The following is a 17,129-nucleotide window of genomic DNA, read 5'->3' as shown; positions in this document are numbered from 1 at the left end:
TCATCCACCCGTCAGGAGCATCCACAGTTGCGCAGTGTGGCCGCGATGGCGTCCAATGCCGGCCGGCTCGCCTCGGGCGGCCGATCGTTCGACATCAGCGCGAAGGTCAGCACCCGGCCATCGCTGTCCAGCACATACCCTGCCAACGCGCTCGATACCGACAGAGTTCCGGTTTTCGCCCGGACCCAACCGGCGCCGCCGTGATCGCGCGGCGTGACGAATCGGTAGGCCAGCGAGCCGGTACCGGCCGCGACCGGCAGATAGTCCAGCAGCGGGGCCAGCGGGGAACCGGTCGCGCTCGATCCAGCGGTGTTGACCGTCGACGACGTGCCCGGCTGCTGTCCGGGCTGCGGGGCGGCCGCCTCCACCAGAATCCGGTCGAGCAGGCGCGCGGGGGTGCGGTCGTCGGTGGACAGCCCGCTGTTGTCGAGCATGGTCGTCCCGGTGGTGTCGAATCCGGCGGCGTTCAGCGCCGTCATCATGGCCGTGGCGGCGCCCGCGAAGGACTGCTCGTTGCCGGTGGCGGTCGCGATCTCACGGCCGATCGTCTCGGCGAGGACGTCATCGGAGTGGATCATCATCTCGCGCAGGCGATCCCGCATGGGCGCCGACTGCACCCGCGCGATCTCCGCCGCGCCCGGCGTCGCCCGGCCCAGCCGCACCTTGCCCGGATCCACCCCCAGCTCGGCCGCGAGACGGCGACCGGCGTCCAGCGCGGGAGTCGGTGTGCGCGGCGAATATTCGACCAGCGGATCCTTCCGGCCGCCGTCGATCATCACCGGCTCGATCGGCGCCCAGGAACCGCCCTCGATATCGGCCGGATCCCACCCCGACGGCCAGGCCGGTCCGGTGTAGACCGAGGTGTCCACCACGATCGTGTCGGCGGCGCGGCCGGACGCGCGAACCTGCGCCACCAGATCGGACAGCCGCGGCGCGTCCTTGTAATACCCCTTGCCGTCGGCCTGCGCGGTCAGCGTGGGATCGCCGCCAGCGACCAGCACCAGCTCGTTCGGGTTCGCCCCGGCCACCACCTTCGTCGTGACGCGCTTGTCGGGCGGCACCACCAGCAGGGCCGCGGCGGCGGTGAGCACCTTCGCGGTGGACGCCGGGATGACAGGCTTGCCCGGGTCGACGCCCCACAGCACGCTGCGGCTGTCCGGATCGCTCACCGACGCGGTGAACGCGCCGAGATCGGGGTTACCGGCCACCGGTCCGAGGGCGGCCGCCAGCCCCTGCGGGCTGGGTTCGGGCGCATTCGGCGAGGCCGGGGCCAGCTGCGGGAACGGCTTCACCGGCGCGGGCGGGGCGGCGATCCGCAGGCCGCCGTGCCGGAACTCCGCGGTCCACGGCCGCACGACGATCAGCACCGCGGCGACGGCCACCACCACGACGACCAGACCGGTGAGCACCCCGATCCACATATTGCGCCGCCGCCGGGCGGCCAACCCGCCGATGTTCCTGCTACCTCGACCTACCACGTGACCGCAGTCTCCCTAAATCACCTGTGACAGGGCCGCATCGCGCGTATTTCACGGGGCCCCGGTCCCTGCCGCACCCATGTGCCCGTCGACCACACTATCCTCACCTGGCTGGCGTTCCCCCGAACAAGCTGGCGAGTCGCCACCAAGCACAGAGGCACCAGACGAAGGAGATGACGTGGAGTTCGACGCCACCATCGAGATCCCCAAGGGTCAGCGCAACAAGTACGAGGTCGACCACGAGACCGGGCGGGTGCGGCTGGACCGCTACCTCTACACCCCGATGGTCTACCCGGCCGACTACGGCTACATCGAGAACAGCCTCGGCTCCGACGGCGATCCGCTGGACGTGCTGGTGCTGCTGCCGGAATCGGTGTTCCCGGGCGTGATCGTGGAGGCCCGCCCGGTGGGCGTGCTCCTGATGAGCGACGAGGCCGGCGGCGACGAGAAGATCATCGCGGTCCCCGCGGGCGACAAGCGCTGGGACCACATCCAGGATGTCGCCGATGTCCCGGAGTTCGAGCGCAAGGCCATCGAGCACTTCTTCGAGCACTACAAGGACCTGGAGCCGGGCAAGTGGGTCAAGGTCGAGGGCTGGGACGGCCGGGCCAAGGCCGAAACCCTGGTCGACGAGGCCTTCGCGCGGCTCAAGGAGCAGGGCGGGCACTGAACGGCGAACGCCCGGTGGGAGATTCGGTTTGCGAGGCGAATCTCCCACCGGGCGCTGCGATCGCGCCGCACACCGCAGACGCCACCGCCGACCCCCCGAACGACGATGCCGCACCGCACAGGCATGCGGACGCAACGGAATTCGCTCCTCCCGCCACGAGACACCAAGCCCCGCGGCCGAATTCCGTGCCTGGAACGCTAATCGGACGGCCCCGCCGAGCGCATCCCGCCATCCGCCCCGTTTCGCCAGCTCACCGCGGCGAGTGAGGCGGAAATGATGAAAAAATGACGTGTCTTGCTCCGGTTCGGGGGGAAATCTCAGCCGAACAGCATTCCGGCGAGACACAGAGCGTCAACCGAACAACATTCCGGCGGAGCTTGCGGAGCCGGAACGCTCGGCGAGCACCTCGTCCAGATGTTCGCGCAGAATCTCCACCACCGGCGCCTCGAGTTCCGCGTCGACGCGCTCGTGCACCAGGGCCGTTTCCTCCAGCTGTATCACGATCTCGGCCGTGCGGCGCAGCACTCGTCGGGCGTCCTCGATGCGACCCAGACCCTGCAGGACCAGCCCGTGCATCAGCATGGCCCGGCCGCGATGCAGCGGGCCCGCGGCGCGGGTGACGTTCTCCACCGCCTCGGCCGCGATCGGCTCCGCCTGCTCGAGCCGCCCGGCGAGCATGTACACGTGGGCGAGCCGGGCCAGGGCGAAGCCCACGCGCAGCCGCATCCCGCTGCGGCGCGCCGATTCCACCGCGCGCGTGCACAATTCGATCGCCCGGTCGTGCTCGCCCCGGAAGGCCAGCGCGGCGCCGAGTTCGTGCAGTGCCATCCCCTCCAGCGCCGCATTGCCGATCTGCTGCGCCAGATCCCGTCCGCGCTCGGCGCGTTCGACGGATTCCTCGATGCGCCCGGCGTCCGACAGCGTCTTGGCGGCATGGATGAGACAGGCGCATTCGGTGGCCGGATCGCCGACCCGGCGCGCCAGCCGGATGGCCCGGTCGGCGTGCGCGAGCGAGGCGGCGGCCTCCACACCCATCCGGGTGGAGCTGGCCAGCAACTGGGCCGCGAACGCCGTGAGCCGGGCGTTGCCCGCGGAATCGCTGCCCAGCGACAGCGCGATGCGCTGATGATCGCGCCCGGTGCGCATGCGGGCCAGCGCGTAGGTGAGCACGGAGCCGAGCGCCACCCGCACCCGGCACTCCAGGCCGCGGTCGCCCGCCCGCAGGGCCGCCTCCAGCAGGTCCTCCAGGGCCCGGGCCAGTTCCTGGGCGTTCGGCCCGCCGTCGATCAGTTCCGCCATGGCCCAGGCCAGGTCCGCGCCGAGCGCCAGGACGATGCCGTCGAGCCGGGCCGCCTGCCGCAGCAGCGCGACCAGGTTGCGGCGCTCGGCGTTGAGCCAGCACTGCGCGTCCGCACCGTCGGCGAACGATACGCCTTGCGCCCGTGTCGGTTTCAGATACTCCGGCAGCCGGGTACCCGGATTGCACACCGACACCACGTTTTTCATGGTGGCCAGGTAGAAGTCCAGCAGCCGCGGCAGGGCATCGAACTCGTCGACCGGCTCCAGCTCACGCGCGAACAACCGCAGCAGGTCGTGGTAGGTGTAGCGGCCGACGGCGGTGGAATCGAGCAGGCTCAGATCCACCAGTGACTCGCACAGGAACTCGGCCTCGTCGCGGTCGAGCCCCAGCACCGCGGCGGCGCCGGCGAGCGGCAGGTCCTCCACATCGGGCACCGCGAGCATGCGAAAGGCCTTGGCCTGCGCCGGTTCCAGCTGGTCGTAGCCGAGCCGGAAGACCGGGCCGACACCGAGATCGCCGGTGCGCAGCAGGCCCAGCCGCTGATGGGAGTCCGCCAGCCGCTCGGCGACCGCGGCGATGGTCCAGCGCGGCCGACCGGCCAGCCGCGCCCCGATGATCCGCACCGCCAGCGGTAACCGGCCGCAGGCGCGCACGACCGCGGCGGCGGCCTCGAGCTCGGCGTCGACGCGATCGGCCCCGACGATGCGGCCCAGCAGATCCAGCGCCTCCTCGGAGGACATCTCGTCGAGCCGGACACCGGCCGCCGCGGTCAGCTCGGGCAGGCCGGATCGGCTGGTGATCAGCACCGCCGATCCGGAGGTGCCCGGTATCAGCGGGACCACCTGCTCGGCGTCGCGGGCATTGTCGAGCACTACCAGCACCCGCTTGCCGTCGAGCCGACTGCGGAACTGGGCCGCCCGCTGCTGCGCGGTCGAGGCGATCTCCCCCTCCGGAACCCCCAGCGCGCGCAGGAAATCGCCCAGGGTGTCGGCGGCCGAGGTCCGGCGTTCGAATCCGTGCAGATCGACATGCAGCTGCCCGTCCGGAAAGTGCCCGCGGACCAGGTGCGCGACGTGTACGGCGAGGGTGCTCTTGCCGACCCCGCCCATGCCCGCGATGGCGCAGACCGGGACCGCGCCGCCGCTGCTGGTGAGCCGGTCGACCAGCCGCCGCACGCAGTCGGCGCGGCCGGTGAAGTCGGCGATATCGGCGGGCAACTGCGCGGCCCGGACGCGTTCGGCCGCCGTCGTGACGGGCCGCGGTGAGGCCACCTCGGCCCGCAGAATCCGCTGATGCAGATCGGTCAGGCGGGGGCCGGGCTCGAGTCCCAGCAACTCGACCAGGGTGTGGCGGGTATCGGCGAACACCTCGAGCGCCTCGGCCTGGCGGCCCGCGTGATAGAGCGCGGTCATCAACAGCTCGCGGGCCTTCTCCCGCAGGGGATGTTCGGCGGCCAGCGGCTGCAGTTCCGTGATCGCCTCGGCGTGGCGGCCCAGCCGCAGGTCCACCTCGAGCCGCTGCTCCAGCAGGCTCAGGCGGCGCTCGCAGAGCTGGGCCCGCAGCCGCTCGGCATGCGGGCCCGGCAGTCCGGACAGCGGCGTTCCGGCCCACAGTCCCAGTGCGGTCTGCAGCCGCTCCCGCGCCAGGTCGGCGGCGTCGGCGCGCTCGGCCTCGGTCGCGTACTGCTCGGCCAGTTCGACGTCGACCGCGGCCGGGGGCAGCCGCAGCGCGTAGCCGCCGGCGAATCCGACGAGGACCGTGGGCGCCACGCCTACCGCCCAGTCCGGTTCGAGCGTCTTGCGCAGATGCAGGATGTGGTTGCGCAGCGCACCGACCGCGCTCGCGGTGGCCCGATCGCCCCATACGTCGGCGACCAGATCGCCGACCGTCGCCGAGCGCCCGCGCCGCAGCAGCAGTGCCGCGAGCACGGCACGGCGCTGCTTGGGCCCGAGATCCAGCTGGTTCTCGCCGCGCCAAGCACGCACCTCACCCAGCACGGCAAACTTCAGCATCGGTCCTGTCCGAAACACGCGATCGTTGTGCAGTGACGGTAGACGATCGGCCCGACCAGGAATATGGGAAGTGGGCGCACATCACAAAAGATGACGCGTCACACCAGCTATTGCCCCTTGAACTCCGGCGACCGCTTCTCGAACACCGCCTGAATGGCCTCGGTGAGATCCTCCGACGGCAGGAACGCGGCGTTCCACGCCGAGACGTAGCGCAGCCCGTCGGCGACCCTGCCGGCCTTCGGCTGATCGAGCACGTCCTTGACGCCCTGCACCACCAGCGGCGGATTCGCGGCGATCTCGCGAGCCAGCTCGTGCGCGGCGGCGAGCACCGCGTCCTGATCCGGATGCACGTCGTTGACCAGGCCGATCTTCTCCGCGCGCGCGGCGTCGATGTCCTTGCCGGTATAGGCGAGTTCGCGCAGATGGCCCTCGCCGATGATGCCCGGCAGCCGATGCAGCGAGCCCACATCGGCGACGATCGCCACCTTGGCCTCCCGCAGGCTGAAGGTGGCCTCGGCGCTGGCCAGCCGAATATCGGCGGCGGCGATCAAATCGAGTCCCCCGCCGACGCACCAGCCGGAGATCGCCGCGACGACCGGTTTGCGGCACTCCGCGACGGCGGTCACCGCCGCCTGCAGGCGCCGAATATCGTTCAGGAAGGCGGTGCGCGGGCCCGCCAGGGCCTTGTCTGCCAGCAGCGGACCGAACAGCGGGCTCATCGCCTGCAGATCGAGGCCGTAGGAGAAGTGCTTACCCGCGCCGGTGAGCACGATCGCGCGCACCTCGGGGTCGGCATCGAGCTCACCGAAGATCAGCGGCAGCTCCCGCCAGAAGTCCGGGCCCATGGCGTTGCCCTTACCCGGGCCGATCAGCGTCACCTGCGCGACATGATCCTTGCTCTCGACTGTGAAAGCCGTCCAATCGGTCATTCGCCCAGCGTAGCGGCCCTGCCCGGGTCATGGCGCCACGCGTAACACCTGTGCTGAATCTGCTGCGGTGCAGTGGTTTACAAGGCATCATGAACACATCAGGATCGCCGCCCCGGGTTTCCCGGAGGCCACCATGTTGATGCACAAGGGCATCGGTCTGGATCGTTTCAACGCGCTCTCACGCAGGCGCGCGGTCCATGCCCTGTACGAATGCTGCTGCAACGTCACCTGGGCGGAGAAGATCGCCGACCAACGCCCCTACCCCGATCGAGCCGCCCTGTTCGCGACCGCCGAGGCCGAGCTGCTGGCGCTGTCCCGCGGCGATCTCGACCGAATCTGTGATTCCGGTACGCACCAGCAGATCCCGGATCGATCGGCGCAGGAACTGGCGCGAATCACCCGCGAGCGCATCGACCGCATGCTCGGCCCGGACGGCGGTTATTCCACCTTCTGAGGGGGCCCGCGACCACATCGCTCCGGTGCCGGTTCCGAGACCGGCCCGGCACACATGCCTCGCCGACCAACCATGCCCGGAATACTCCCGGCCCGGGAGACGTAGGTTGGGGGTGTGAGCGAGTTCGGGAAGCAACCATCGGCACAGCGCGCGGCGCCTCCGGCGGGCGCGGACGAGGTGCCCGACGACCTGAGCGGGATCACCTCGACCCAGTACCGCGCCGCCATGCGCCACTACCCGGCCGGTGTCACCATCGTCACACTGGGAGCGGACAAGGGGCCGGTGGGGTTCACCGCGACCTCGTTCGCGTCGCTGTCGGCGGACCCGCCGCTGATCTCGTTCAACATCGCGCACACCTCGTCGAGCATCGAGGCCATGCTGGCCGCCGACTCCCTGGTGGTGCACTTCCTCGGCGAACATCAGCGGCATCTGGCGCAGCGGTTCTCCCGGACCGCGGAGGAACGCTTCGCCGACAGGTCGCTGTGGACGCGACTCGACACCGGCGAGCCGATCCTGCACGGCACCCCGATCTGGGTGCGCGCGACCGTGCACCGGCTCATCCCCATCGGCGATCACACGCTGGTCGTGGGGCTGGTCACCCGGGTCCACGACAACACCGGCGACGAACCCATCGCCGCTCCGCTGCTGTACTACAACGGCGTCTACCATCGGCCGAGGGGCCTCGACTGACGCCCAATCGCCATGCGCCACAACGAAGTCGCGCTCGGACTTCCGCCGCTGAAGTACCGAGACCCGCTCAGGTCGCCGACGCAGCTGTCCCGATGCCGAGCGCCGCGAGCACGCCCGCGCTGATCTGCTCCAGCCGATCGCGCACCCGGGGGCGTCGCAGCAGCGCGACCGCGCGGGCGGCCGCCGCCGCCAGCAAGACCATTTCGATTGCGGCGATGGTGGATTCGATCGCGCCCAGGGTGAGCGCGTTGGCGAAGGTGACCTCCGTCAGGAACTGCGGTAGCACCGCCAGATAGAACAAGCCCACCTTCGGGTTGAACAGGCACGACACGAGGCCCGCAACGAAGGCCGAGCGCACCGCGGCCGCGCGCGGCGGAGCCGACCCCGGCTCGACGCCTCCGGTACCCGCGGCCCGCTTTCGCCGATGCTCGACCAGTGTCCGAATTCCCAAGTACACCAGGTAGATTCCGCCGATCACCTTCATCACGCGATAGGCGGTCGCGGACTGTTCGAGCAGCGCGGCCACCCCGGCCGCCACCACCACCGCCCAGACGATGCCGCCCAGCGCGGACCCCAGAGCGGCGGCGATTCCCGGCCGCCTGCCGGCGATCGAGAAACGCAGCACGAGAAAGGTGTCGGGGCCGGGCGTGAGGGCAAGCAGAACACAGAGCCCGATGAAACCCAGCAGCAGGGAGACGCTCACCCACACCATGACAGCGCAGGTCAACGCCGATGACAACCCGTTTTCACCCCCGCCGGTGAGAACGCGGCGGCTTGACAAGATCGGCCCGCTTCTGCCAATCTCGGCGACAGGTCATGAGTGCCAGCGTCAAGCCCCGGCTTGCTGGCCGGCAACCCTCCTCCGCGGTGGGGTGCTCCGGGTGACGACCGGGCCGCTGTCCGACCGGACACGGCAAGCGCGGACTCCTGTCATCTTTCGCTGCGGAGTCCCGGAGCCGAAGGATGATGTGATGACCGCGATTCTCGACAACACCTGTGCGCCGGTGGCCCGTGTCTCCGGATGCGATCTGCGAGTTCCGTTGGTACAGGGCGGAACTCGCACGTACGCCAATTTCGACTACGCCGCCAGCGCCCCGGCGCTGGCGCAGGTCACCGACCGGGTGACCGAGCTGCTGCCGTTCTACGCCAGCGTGCACCGCGGCGCCGGCTACGCCTCCCGCATCTCCACCGACTGCTACGAGGCGGGGCGGGATTCGGTGTCGCGCCTGCTCAATTGCGCCGACGATCAGGTGGTCGTCTTCACCCGCAACACCACCGATTCGCTGAACCTGCTGGCCTCCTGCGTCCCCGGGGACACCGTGGCGCTCGACATCGAACACCACGCCAATTTCCTGCCGTGGACCCGGCACGGCCGCCGCGTGGTGCGCGCCGCCGACACCATCGAGGAGACGATCCGCCGCCTGGTCGCCGAACTGTGCACCAAACCCGCTGCGCTGCTTGCGATCACGGGCGCCTCGAACGTAACCGGCGAGGTGCTGCCGCTGCAGCGGCTGGCCACCATCGCGCATCAGTGCGGCGCCCGCATCCTGGTCGACGCCGCGCAGCTCGCACCGCACCGCCGCATCGATCTGCGGGCCACCGGCATCGACTACCTGGCCTTCTCCGGACACAAGCTGTACGCGCCGTTCGGCACGGGTGTGCTGGTCGGTCGCCGCGACTGGCTGGACGCCGCCGAGCCGTACCTGGCGGGTGGCGGCGCGGTCAAGGAGGTCACCACCGGCGGCGCGCAGTGGGCATCGGCCCCGCAGCGGCATGAGGCGGGCTCGCCGAACGTGCTCGGTGTGGCCGCCCTGGCCGCTGCCTGCGACGCGCTGAGCGCGCTGGACGAGCGGGTCGTCGCCGAGCACGAGCGCGGCCTGGCCGAACGGCTCCGCACTGGCCTGAAAACCGTTGCGGGAGTGAATTTCCTGCGCATCTGGTCGGACAGCTCCGACGGCGTCGGCATCGTCGCGTTCACCCTCGAGGGCTTCGAGCCGGGCCGAGTGGCCGCGTACCTGTCGGCCGAACACGGCATCGGCGTGCGCGACGGCCGGTTCTGCGCCCACCCGCTGCTGTCGCGACTCGGGGTCGACGGCGCTCTCCGCGCCAGCATCGGCCTCGGCACCACCGCCGCCGATGTCGACCGCCTGATCGACGCGGTGGCCGCGCTCGTCGAACACGGCCCTGGCTGGGCCTACGCCTGCACGGACGGTCAGTGGAATCCGACCCCGGAAACCCGCCCACGCCTCGCTCCGGGAGCCACCCCGGGCGCCGCCCCCTGCACCTTCTGAACTCACCGCCTCGTCGGCCCCCCACCCCGCCCGTCCCGAAAAACTACGCACCCCTTGTTGGTTCACGCACACCGCGCAGCAGCTGAAACCAGTGCGGGAACACGGGCGGGGTGCGGGAATCGGGCGGGGGTTCAGGGCACGAGGTAGCGCTCGGCGAGCTGTTCGACCAGTGGGTCGTCGTCGGCGACCGCCTCCAGCGCCTCCAGATCGTTCTCGACCGAGATCTGGCGGGGGTCGTCCTGCTCCGGGTCCGGGGAGCCGTCCTCGTTCAGCTGCCGCAGCATCTTCTCGCGCACTCTTGCCTTCAGCGAATCACCCATACCGTCAGCATGCCCAGTTTGCGGCGGTTGCCCCAGCGACCACGCCGCGACGATCAGACGGGCGCCAGCCACGTCCCCCACGGGGTGTTGCGGAGAACCGTGAACGCCGTGAGTGCCGCCAGAATTATCCACAGCCTGGTCCGGCCGATCGCGAAGGGGAACGGCCGTCCGTCCTGTCCGCGCCAGCGGCGCAGCACCCAACTTCCCCACCACACCGCGAAGCCGACCAGCAGCGGCACCAGCAGCACATTGCTGTGCACGGCGTCGAGGAACCGGCCGTCGGTGAGGTTGTGCATGCCTCGCAGACCCCCGCAGCCCGGACACCACCACCCGGTCAGCTCGTAGAACGGGCAGATGCTGTAGGACCCCGGCACGTGCGGATCCCGGAAATGCAGCAGGGCGACAACCGCCGCGACCCCGCCCGCCACCATGGCGGGCTGCCCGAGAGACCGCCAGCCCGCGCGGGTTTCGGGCGGCTGCACGTGCGCGATATCCACAGTCGTCCACGGTAGCCGCCGTGGACTGCGATCCGCCAGGTCAGTCCGGCTGCGCGAACCGCAGTTCGTTGCCGAACGGGTCGGTGACCGAGAATCCGGGCCCGCCGGGACCGTCCTCCGGCGCGCCCGGCCGGGCGTAGCCGTACTCCTTCGCCGCCAGTTCGGTATGCCAGCCGTGGACATCGTCCACAGCGATCCACACCACCGTGCCCGGTGTGCCGTCGCCGTGGTGCTCACTCACATGGATCACCGCCGCGGACCGGGACAGCTGTGCATACAGCGGCAGCCCGGGCTCGAAGCGATGCTCCCAGTCCAGGGTGAAACCGAGGTACTCGCAATAGAACTCGAGAGCCTTGGGAACGTCGAAGATGCGCAGCACCGGAATGGGTGCGGCGAGCCGCGTCGAGTCGGTCATGGCCCGATGATGCCAGGCACGTCCGACAGCCTCCGCCGGTCGCGGCGGCGCCGCCCGTATACGCCCGCTATCGCGAGACAGTCCGTTCGACGATCGGCGCGGTGAGTGTGCCCGCGAGCATGTCGACGATCTCGTCCCACGCCGTCTGGTCATCGGCCGCCACCCGGCCCGATTCGACCGCCCGTTCGTGATCGGCGAGCAAGGCGAACAGCACCGTCGGCAGTGATCGCATGCGGCGGTGTCGCAGACGTTCCGGCAGTTCGGGCAGTCCACGCTCGAGCCCCCGCATGATCAACCGCACCGAAGTGCGTTGCTCGCTACCGAGATTCGCCGCATCCGTCACCGCCGCATGCGTGCGAATCTGCTCGAGGAACCGGGCGTAATGATCGATCCCGTATCGCGCGCTCAGCTCCAGCATCGGAATCACCAATGCCTCCAGCAGTCCGTGTACGGACTCCCCGATATTCGAACCCGCTTGTTCCGCAAGCAATTCCAGTCGGCGCACCTCGAGCGTCGCCAGCCGATGCTCCACCACCGCCGTGATGAGCCCGTCCCGGGATCCGAAGTGGTACTGGATCGCGGAGTTGTTGCGCTGCCCGGCCGCCGCCGCGATATCCCGCAGCGGCACGGCCTGGCCGCGCTCGGCGATCAGGCGTTCCGCCGCCAGGATGAGCCGCTCTCGTGCGGTTGCCGTCTCCACAGTGGGACTGTAGCGCCTCACCAGGGTTTTAAGAAACAATCCTTGACAGTTAAGCGCCAGTTCTTAACACTCCGTGTGACGGCCCTCACGAACGAGCGGCCGACGGTAGGCCCCGGACCGCCTTCCACAGCACGCGCCGAATCTCAGGTCCGGAGGAGGAGCTCCGATGATCCTGGACAATTTCCGCCTGGACGGCCGGGTCGCCGTCGTCACCGGCGCGGGCCGCGGCATCGGCGCCGCCACCGCGCTCGCCCTGGCCGAGGCGGGCGCCGACGTCGCCATCGCCTCCCGCACCGCCGCTCAGCTGGACGAGGTGGCGGGCAAGATCCGCGCCCTCGGCCGCCGGGTGATCACGGTCCCCTGCGATCTGTCCGACCTCTCGGCCGTCACCGCATTCGCCGATGCGGCGGCGTCCGAACTCGGCCGCATCGACATCGTGGTCAACAACGTGGGCGGCACCCTGCCGAACACATTCATGACCACGACGCCCGAATTCCTCGAAGAGGCCTTCCGATTCAACGTGTCCACCGCGCACGCGCTGACACAGGCCGCCGTACCGCACATGCTCGCCGGGGACGGCGGCTCGGTCGTGAACATCTCGTCCATGATGGGCCGGTCCGCGGGCCGCGGCTTCCTCGCCTACGGCACCGCGAAGGCGGCGCTCGCCCACTGGACCCGTTTGGCCGCAACGGATCTGGCCCCGCGCATCCGGGTCAACGCCATCGCGGTGGGTTCGGTCCTGACCTCCGCGTTGGAAGTCGTTGCGCAGCAACCGGAAATCAAGCAGCGCATGGAGGCGGATACACCGCTGCACCGACTCGGCGAACCATGGGAGATCGCCGCGGCCATCGTCTATCTCAGCTCGCGCGCCGGTGGATACATCACCGGCAAGATACTCGAGGTCGACGGCGGCATCGAAAGCCCGAATCTCGAACTGGGACTTCCGGATCTGTGAGGAGATCACGATGACCTATCGCGTAGTGCAGTGGAGCACAGGCAATGTCGGGCGCTGGGCGCTGCGGTCCATCGTCGCCCGGCCCGAACTGGAACTGGTCGGCGTCTGGGTCTCCGGCCCGGACAAGGCGGGCAAGGATGCCGCCGAACTCGCCGGACTGGACGAGCCGACAGGGGTGCTGGCCACCAACGACGCGCAGGCGCTGCTGGCATTGGAGCCCGACTGCATCGTGCACACGGCCATGGCCGACGACCGGCTGATGGAGGCGGTCGAGGACCTGAAGATGTTCCTGCGGGCGGGCATCAACGTCGTGTCCAGCAGTCCGGTGTTTCTCCAATTCCCGTACGGCACAGTGCCTTCGGAAATGATCGATCCGGTCGTCGCGGCCGCCGAGGAGGGCGGTGCGTCGCTGTGGGTCAACGGGATCGACCCCGGCTGGGCCAACGATTGGCTGCCGCTGCTGCTGACCAGCGGCTGCGAGCGCATCGACAAGGTCACCTGCTCGGAGCTGATGGACTACTCCACCTACGACAACCCGAAGGTGCTGTTCGAGATCATGGGCTTCGGCCGCGACCTCGACGACCTGCCGCTGCTGTTGCAGCCGGGCGTGCTGACCCTCGCGTGGGGCAGCGTGGTGCGACAGCTCGCCGCCGCCCTGGACGTCGAACTGGATGAGGTGACACAGCATTTCGAGCGTCTTCCGGCGCCGGAGCCGCTCGAGGTCGCGGGCCACTCCATCGCCGCCGGTACCGCTGCGGCACTGCGCTTCAAGGTCAGCGGAAACCGTTCCGGCCGTGAGGTTTTCGTCCTGGAGCACATCACCCGCCTACACCCGTCGCTCGCCCCGCAGTGGCCGCAACCGACCGGAAAGGGTTGCTACCGAGTCGAAATCGAGGGCGAACCGGACTACCAGCTGGACCTCCAGCTCTACAGCGACGGCGACCACGCCAAGGCGGGCCTGGTCGGCACGGCCGCCCGTCTGGTCAGTACGGTCCCGGCGGTCGTGGCCGCCCGCCCCGGACTGCTGACCGCCGTCGACCTGCCGCTCACGACAGGTCGCGGTCTGGTCCGCTGACGCTGCGCCCGCGCCTCACCCTCGGTTCCAGAAACCGTCGTGTACGGCGCGGGCCTCCGGCAGGTCGACCGGCCCGACGACGGGCAGGGGACGCTGTCCGGCGGCGAAAACCCGACGGCAGGGCAACGCCATGGTCGGGTTCTCCAGGTCGGCGCCGGTCAACGCCAGCAGTTGGTCCTCGCCCAGGGCATAGACGACGCGTCCGATGCCGCCCCAGTAGATGGCGCCCGAACACATGGCACACGGTTCGGTACTGGTGTAAAGCGTGCAGGTCAGCAGGAACTTCGGGTCGTACGCGGCCGAGGCCGCCCGCACGAGGTTGGTCTCGGCATGGCCGGTGGCATCACGCCCGGTCACCACACTGTTCTCGGCCTCGAGAAGCACCCGCCCATCGGGGCCCGCGAGCACGGCGCCGAACGGATGGTTCCCGTTCTTACGCGATCGCACCGCAACGCCGACGGTCGCGCGCAGATGCTCGATGTCCTGGTCGGTCGGGCCGTCGGCCGTGGTGCTCATGCAGAAGCCTCCTTATCGCGCGGAGTCTGCATTATGTCGATCAGCGATCCGGGTTCACCGCCCGGGGCGGGTGTCCGATGAGCGGGATCGGCCGTCGTAGATCGACCATGATCCCCACGGGAAATTCGCGTTCGCGCTCCAGGACCGGCCCCAGTTCCGGCACGCTGATCGAGATCGTCACGGTGCAGTCACCCGGCCCGAGCGCGACCAGCATGCCGTCGCGAACCGTCGCCGTGAGCGGCCGGAGCAGCACCGTGCCGTTCAGCTCGACTTCGAACTCGCCCACCCGATTGCCGTCGACGGTGAGATCCAGACGGGGACAGTAGGTCTGGGTGATTTCGTGCTCGTACAACTCGACCTGTTCGACACCGCCCGAACTGGTTCGCATCGCCGCATCGCGGAGCTGTTCGTAACGCCGCCATCCGGCGACTGTCACGCCGCCGATGTCGACTGCGAGCAAACCGTCTACCGCCCTGGCGATTTCACGCAGCGCCGTCGACTGCAGCATCGCCGAGGCCGCGGGGACTCGCCGGAACGCCAGCCTTTCGACACCGTTCTCGCGAAGGCGCTCGGCCAATTCGCTCTCGACGACCTCGCGCGCGGCATACCCGAACAGCACCGCGCGGGCCGTGATCGATGGTGTATTCGTCATCGCGGAATCTCCCTCACTCGTATCCGCGGCTCACCTGTATGCACCCGGATTCGAACGACCGGGCCGGTAGGCCGGGTGAGCTCGCGGACCTGGATCGACGGGCTCGTATCGGCGACGACCCGCACGCGCACCCGCTGCGGGCCGGGATCATGGTGCTCCGCCCGCGTCGCGTCGGGCGCACGCTTACGCCGCCGCAGTACGAGCGTCGCCACGACGACGGCCAGCAGGAACGCGATGATCGCGAGCACCGTGCCGATCTTGTTGTCCCGCTTCGGTTCACCGTCCGACTGCGCCGCGAGCGACGGTTGCCCGCCGGTTGTTTCAGAGACGGTCGGCGGGGTCGTGACCCGGTCGGTCGTCGGTTTCGGCTTGGTGGTCGTAGGTTCGGTGGTCGATACGAACGGCGCAACGATCTTGATGCTCCGACTCGCCGAATAGCCGCTGCACGCAGCGCTGACCGAGTACGACCCGGGTTCGACCTGATCGTCCACGGGAACGGACCGCGTGAACGAACCCCCATCGACGTTCGCGGACAGCACCGCACCGGACCAGCTCGCCGATACCTGGATCGTGACGCAGGGCCAATAGTCTCCGGAGACCTCGACGTCCGTACCCCGTTCGACGGAGGGCGGCACGCTGAGGACGGGATCCGGCTCGGGACAGGTTTCCCCGCCCGTCTCCCCGACGGCCGACATCGTCGTAGGGCAGGACCCCACCTGCCCGGTCGGCGGCACCGAACCTGTCGTGGGCGCACCCGCCGCAATCGGCATCGCCATCCCACCGAGCACCCCGCCCGCTGCCACCGCAACAAGCACCGCCCGCGCCCCGCGTCTCATGACTACCTCTCCGAAACGCGAACCGCCGAGCATCGGCCCGCGCCACAGCACCGAGAATCCCCCCGCCATACCCGTCCCACACGAGTAACCCGCTACCTGTTTCCACGCCCCGACCTGCGCAGAACGATGAAATTCCTGCCGTAGAAGGATGTTCGGCGGGCCGCGCACTCCTAGCCTGGTCGAATGGTCACCACGAACGGCTCGCTGCCGTCCTACTTCCCGAAGTGGATGGACCGAGCAGGAGAGCGGTATCTGAATCCCTGCATGCGGCGGGTCGCCCCCTCACTGCCTGGCTATGCCGTGATCGAGCACGTCGGCCGGAAATCCGGCAAACGATACGAAACCCCTGTCAGCGTCTTCCGCAACGGCCGACTGTTCGCGGTGGTCCTGCTCCATGGCGAGACCAACTGGGCAAGAAACGTAATCGCGGCCGGACAGGCCCAGCTCCGCTACCGCGGAGGCACTGTCACCCTGCGCAATCCCCGCGTCCTCCAACCCCACCAAGCCACCACGGACGTGCCACGCATCGCGCAGCTCGCCAACCGAGCAGCGGGAATAATCGCCTTCGACACCACCTGAACCTGCTGGCTAACCGGCCCGGAAACCGCAGCCCGGACCGGCAGACAAGACCGATCCCGGGTTTGGAGCCGCCTAGGAGAATCGAACTCCTGACCTTTTCATTACGAGTGAAGCGCTCTACCGACTGAGCTAAGGCGGCGTGCCTTTCGGCCACGCGAGTCTATCGAATCGGGGGCGGATTACGAAAACGGGTGGTCGCGGTCACGTGGTCAGGGGGTGCGGGCGGCGATCAGGCCCGCGACCATGGCGGCGACGGCGAAGCGGGGTTTGACGTTCTGGTCCAGGGCCTCGCGGCAGTCCAGGACGGCCTCGATCGAGCGGAGCAGGCCCTCGGGGCGGACCTCGGTCGCCAGGTCGCGGATCTGGTCGGGGAGATCGGGGTGGGTGAGGGTGACTCCGGCCGCCGGGGCGGGTTTCGCCGCGCCGAATCGGACCGCCAGTGCGTCCCGGTACAGCCCGGCGACGTCGATCAGGGCGCGGTCGAGCGAATCGCGGCTGGTGCGGGTGGCGCGCGACTTCTGCCGGCGCTCCAGGTCCTTCAGGACACCGGCCGAACCCCGCGTCGCCGAGGCGGCGCCCTTGCCGGTACCGCCGGCGCCCAGTGCGGTCGCCAACTCCTCGCGCTCGCGCTCGTCGCGGGCGGCGCTGACTTGTTTGGCCTCTTCCTCGGCCGTCTTCACCAGTTCGTCGGCGGCCGCGTAGGCCGCGGCCGGGCGCGCCGTCGCCGACACCAGCGCCAGCGCGCGCCGACGGCGAGCCT

General features: G+C 69.5%; 18 protein-coding genes, 1 tRNA gene, 1 pseudogene and 1 riboswitch. Of the genes and pseudogenes, 7 read left to right on the top strand and 13 right to left on the bottom strand.

Annotation, left to right across the window (positions count from 1 at the left end; all coding sequences use genetic code 11):
• Window positions 1-11: 11 nt before the first annotated feature.
• Window positions 12-1,421: a D-alanyl-D-alanine carboxypeptidase/D-alanyl-D-alanine endopeptidase gene (dacB, locus tag NM1_RS20850; RefSeq protein ID WP_084519845.1), complete on the bottom strand. Its 1,410-nt coding sequence runs from the start codon at window positions 1,419-1,421 to the stop codon at window positions 12-14.
• Between the two features lie 235 nt (window positions 1,422-1,656).
• On the opposite strand from dacB, the gene ppa reads away from it, so the two are divergent.
• Window positions 1,657-2,148, top strand: coding sequence for an inorganic diphosphatase (ppa, locus tag NM1_RS20845; RefSeq protein ID WP_068022233.1), 492 nt, complete (start codon window positions 1,657-1,659; stop codon window positions 2,146-2,148).
• Window positions 2,149-2,499: 351 nt separating this feature from the next.
• Here the strand turns inward: ppa and NM1_RS20840 are convergent, their stop codons facing one another.
• Entirely contained in the window at window positions 2,500-5,460 is a 2,961-nt protein-coding gene (locus NM1_RS20840; protein ID WP_068022231.1) for an AfsR/SARP family transcriptional regulator, read from the bottom strand.
• A gap of 107 nt (window positions 5,461-5,567) precedes the next feature.
• Window positions 5,568-6,389: a crotonase/enoyl-CoA hydratase family protein gene (locus tag NM1_RS20835; RefSeq protein ID WP_068022228.1), complete on the bottom strand. Its 822-nt coding sequence runs from the start codon at window positions 6,387-6,389 to the stop codon at window positions 5,568-5,570.
• Window positions 6,390-6,522: 133 nt separating this feature from the next.
• On the opposite strand from NM1_RS20835, the gene NM1_RS20830 reads away from it, so the two are divergent.
• Entirely contained in the window at window positions 6,523-6,843 is a 321-nt protein-coding gene (locus NM1_RS20830; protein ID WP_068022225.1) for a 2-oxo-4-hydroxy-4-carboxy-5-ureidoimidazoline decarboxylase, read from the top strand.
• A gap of 225 nt (window positions 6,844-7,068) precedes the next feature.
• Window positions 7,069-7,533: a flavin reductase family protein gene (locus NM1_RS20825; RefSeq protein ID WP_084519853.1), complete on the top strand. Its 465-nt coding sequence runs from the start codon at window positions 7,069-7,071 to the stop codon at window positions 7,531-7,533.
• 67 nt (window positions 7,534-7,600) lie between these two features.
• On the opposite strand, the gene NM1_RS20820 is transcribed toward NM1_RS20825, so the two are convergent.
• On the bottom strand, window positions 7,601-8,245 hold the full coding sequence (locus tag NM1_RS20820; RefSeq protein WP_246011493.1) for a LysE family translocator: 645 nt from the start codon (window positions 8,243-8,245) through the stop codon (window positions 7,601-7,603).
• Window positions 8,246-8,345: 100 nt separating this feature from the next.
• Window positions 8,346-8,459, top strand: a riboswitch (SAM riboswitch).
• Between the two features lie 45 nt (window positions 8,460-8,504).
• Here NM1_RS20820 and NM1_RS20815 point away from each other — a divergent pair.
• On the top strand, window positions 8,505-9,824 hold the full coding sequence (locus NM1_RS20815; protein ID WP_068022217.1) for an aminotransferase class V-fold PLP-dependent enzyme: 1,320 nt from the start codon (window positions 8,505-8,507) through the stop codon (window positions 9,822-9,824).
• A gap of 131 nt (window positions 9,825-9,955) precedes the next feature.
• Here the strand turns inward: NM1_RS20815 and NM1_RS20810 are convergent, their stop codons facing one another.
• From NM1_RS20810 to NM1_RS20795, 4 genes are all read right to left on the bottom strand, one after another.
• Window positions 9,956-10,144, bottom strand: coding sequence for a hypothetical protein (locus tag NM1_RS20810; RefSeq protein ID WP_068022215.1), 189 nt, complete (start codon window positions 10,142-10,144; stop codon window positions 9,956-9,958).
• 53 nt (window positions 10,145-10,197) lie between these two features.
• Window positions 10,198-10,641 (bottom strand): DUF2752 domain-containing protein, encoded by a 444-nt coding sequence (locus tag NM1_RS20805; protein WP_068022210.1) that lies wholly within the window; start codon window positions 10,639-10,641, stop codon window positions 10,198-10,200.
• Between the two features lie 40 nt (window positions 10,642-10,681).
• Window positions 10,682-11,056: a glyoxalase superfamily protein gene (locus tag NM1_RS20800; RefSeq protein WP_068022208.1), complete on the bottom strand. Its 375-nt coding sequence runs from the start codon at window positions 11,054-11,056 to the stop codon at window positions 10,682-10,684.
• Between the two features lie 67 nt (window positions 11,057-11,123).
• Entirely contained in the window at window positions 11,124-11,756 is a 633-nt protein-coding gene (locus NM1_RS20795; RefSeq protein WP_068022206.1) for a TetR/AcrR family transcriptional regulator, read from the bottom strand.
• A 166-nt stretch (window positions 11,757-11,922) separates the two neighbouring features.
• Here NM1_RS20795 and NM1_RS20790 point away from each other — a divergent pair, with 166 nt between their 5' ends.
• The gene (locus NM1_RS20790; RefSeq protein WP_068022205.1) at window positions 11,923-12,711 is read left to right on the top strand and encodes an SDR family oxidoreductase; all 789 of its coding nucleotides are present in this window, start codon (window positions 11,923-11,925) and stop codon (window positions 12,709-12,711) included.
• A 10-nt stretch (window positions 12,712-12,721) separates the two neighbouring features.
• A complete protein-coding gene (locus tag NM1_RS20785) occupies window positions 12,722-13,786 on the top strand; it encodes an NAD(P)H-dependent amine dehydrogenase family protein (RefSeq protein WP_068022202.1) in 1,065 nt (354 codons plus the stop codon).
• 15 nt (window positions 13,787-13,801) lie between these two features.
• Here the strand turns inward: NM1_RS20785 and NM1_RS20780 are convergent, their stop codons facing one another.
• From NM1_RS20780 to NM1_RS20770, 3 genes are read right to left on the bottom strand one after another with little or no spacing between them, the layout of a single operon-like run.
• Window positions 13,802-14,302: a nucleoside deaminase gene (locus NM1_RS20780; RefSeq protein WP_068022199.1), complete on the bottom strand. Its 501-nt coding sequence runs from the start codon at window positions 14,300-14,302 to the stop codon at window positions 13,802-13,804.
• Between the two features lie 40 nt (window positions 14,303-14,342).
• Entirely contained in the window at window positions 14,343-14,954 is a 612-nt protein-coding gene (locus NM1_RS20775) for a hypothetical protein (RefSeq protein ID WP_147289052.1), read from the bottom strand.
• Window positions 14,951-15,790: a hypothetical protein gene (locus tag NM1_RS20770; protein ID WP_147289051.1), complete on the bottom strand. Its 840-nt coding sequence runs from the start codon at window positions 15,788-15,790 to the stop codon at window positions 14,951-14,953. The genes NM1_RS20775 and NM1_RS20770 overlap by 4 nt, the downstream gene beginning before the upstream one ends.
• A gap of 183 nt (window positions 15,791-15,973) precedes the next feature.
• On the opposite strand from NM1_RS20770, the gene NM1_RS20765 reads away from it, so the two are divergent.
• Window positions 15,974-16,369: a nitroreductase family deazaflavin-dependent oxidoreductase gene (locus tag NM1_RS20765; protein ID WP_068022191.1), complete on the top strand. Its 396-nt coding sequence runs from the start codon at window positions 15,974-15,976 to the stop codon at window positions 16,367-16,369.
• 63 nt (window positions 16,370-16,432) lie between these two features.
• Here NM1_RS20765 and NM1_RS20760 read toward each other — a convergent pair.
• Window positions 16,433-16,508 (bottom strand) — tRNA-Thr (locus NM1_RS20760).
• A gap of 70 nt (window positions 16,509-16,578) precedes the next feature.
• Window positions 16,579-17,129: pseudogene (locus tag NM1_RS20755) on the bottom strand (DNA polymerase III subunit delta'); the annotation flags it as partial.

The organism is Nocardia mexicana NBRC 108244 (genome assembly GCF_001613165.1).
In the GTDB taxonomy this organism is placed as follows: Bacteria; Actinomycetota; Actinomycetes; order Mycobacteriales; family Mycobacteriaceae; genus Nocardia; species Nocardia mexicana.
Note: the sequence above shows the minus strand (reverse complement) of the source record. Positions and strands in the feature narration are given on the sequence as shown.

Coding starts and splice junctions, on each gene's coding strand:
- NM1_RS20780 (WP_068022199.1), bottom strand. CDS start 14,302: ATGAGCACCACGGCCGACGGCCCGACCGACCAGGACATCGAGCATCTG.
- NM1_RS20820 (WP_246011493.1), bottom strand. CDS start 8,245: ATGGTGTGGGTGAGCGTCTCCCTGCTGCTGGGTTTCATCGGGCTCTGT.
- NM1_RS20790 (WP_068022205.1), top strand. CDS start 11,923: ATGATCCTGGACAATTTCCGCCTGGACGGCCGGGTCGCCGTCGTCACC.
- NM1_RS20785 (WP_068022202.1), top strand. CDS start 12,722: ATGACCTATCGCGTAGTGCAGTGGAGCACAGGCAATGTCGGGCGCTGG.
- NM1_RS20830 (WP_068022225.1), top strand. CDS start 6,523: ATGTTGATGCACAAGGGCATCGGTCTGGATCGTTTCAACGCGCTCTCA.
- NM1_RS20770 (WP_147289051.1), bottom strand. CDS start 15,790: ATGAGACGCGGGGCGCGGGCGGTGCTTGTTGCGGTGGCAGCGGGCGGG.
- NM1_RS20810 (WP_068022215.1), bottom strand. CDS start 10,144: ATGGGTGATTCGCTGAAGGCAAGAGTGCGCGAGAAGATGCTGCGGCAG.
- NM1_RS20815 (WP_068022217.1), top strand. CDS start 8,505: ATGACCGCGATTCTCGACAACACCTGTGCGCCGGTGGCCCGTGTCTCC.
- NM1_RS20835 (WP_068022228.1), bottom strand. CDS start 6,389: ATGACCGATTGGACGGCTTTCACAGTCGAGAGCAAGGATCATGTCGCG.
- NM1_RS20825 (WP_084519853.1), top strand. CDS start 7,069: ATGCGCCACTACCCGGCCGGTGTCACCATCGTCACACTGGGAGCGGAC.
- NM1_RS20840 (WP_068022231.1), bottom strand. CDS start 5,460: ATGCTGAAGTTTGCCGTGCTGGGTGAGGTGCGTGCTTGGCGCGGCGAG.
- NM1_RS20765 (WP_068022191.1), top strand. CDS start 15,974: ATGGTCACCACGAACGGCTCGCTGCCGTCCTACTTCCCGAAGTGGATG.
- NM1_RS20800 (WP_068022208.1), bottom strand. CDS start 11,056: ATGACCGACTCGACGCGGCTCGCCGCACCCATTCCGGTGCTGCGCATC.
- NM1_RS20775 (WP_147289052.1), bottom strand. CDS start 14,954: ATGACGAATACACCATCGATCACGGCCCGCGCGGTGCTGTTCGGGTAT.
- dacB (WP_084519845.1), bottom strand. CDS start 1,421: ATGTGGATCGGGGTGCTCACCGGTCTGGTCGTCGTGGTGGTGGCCGTC.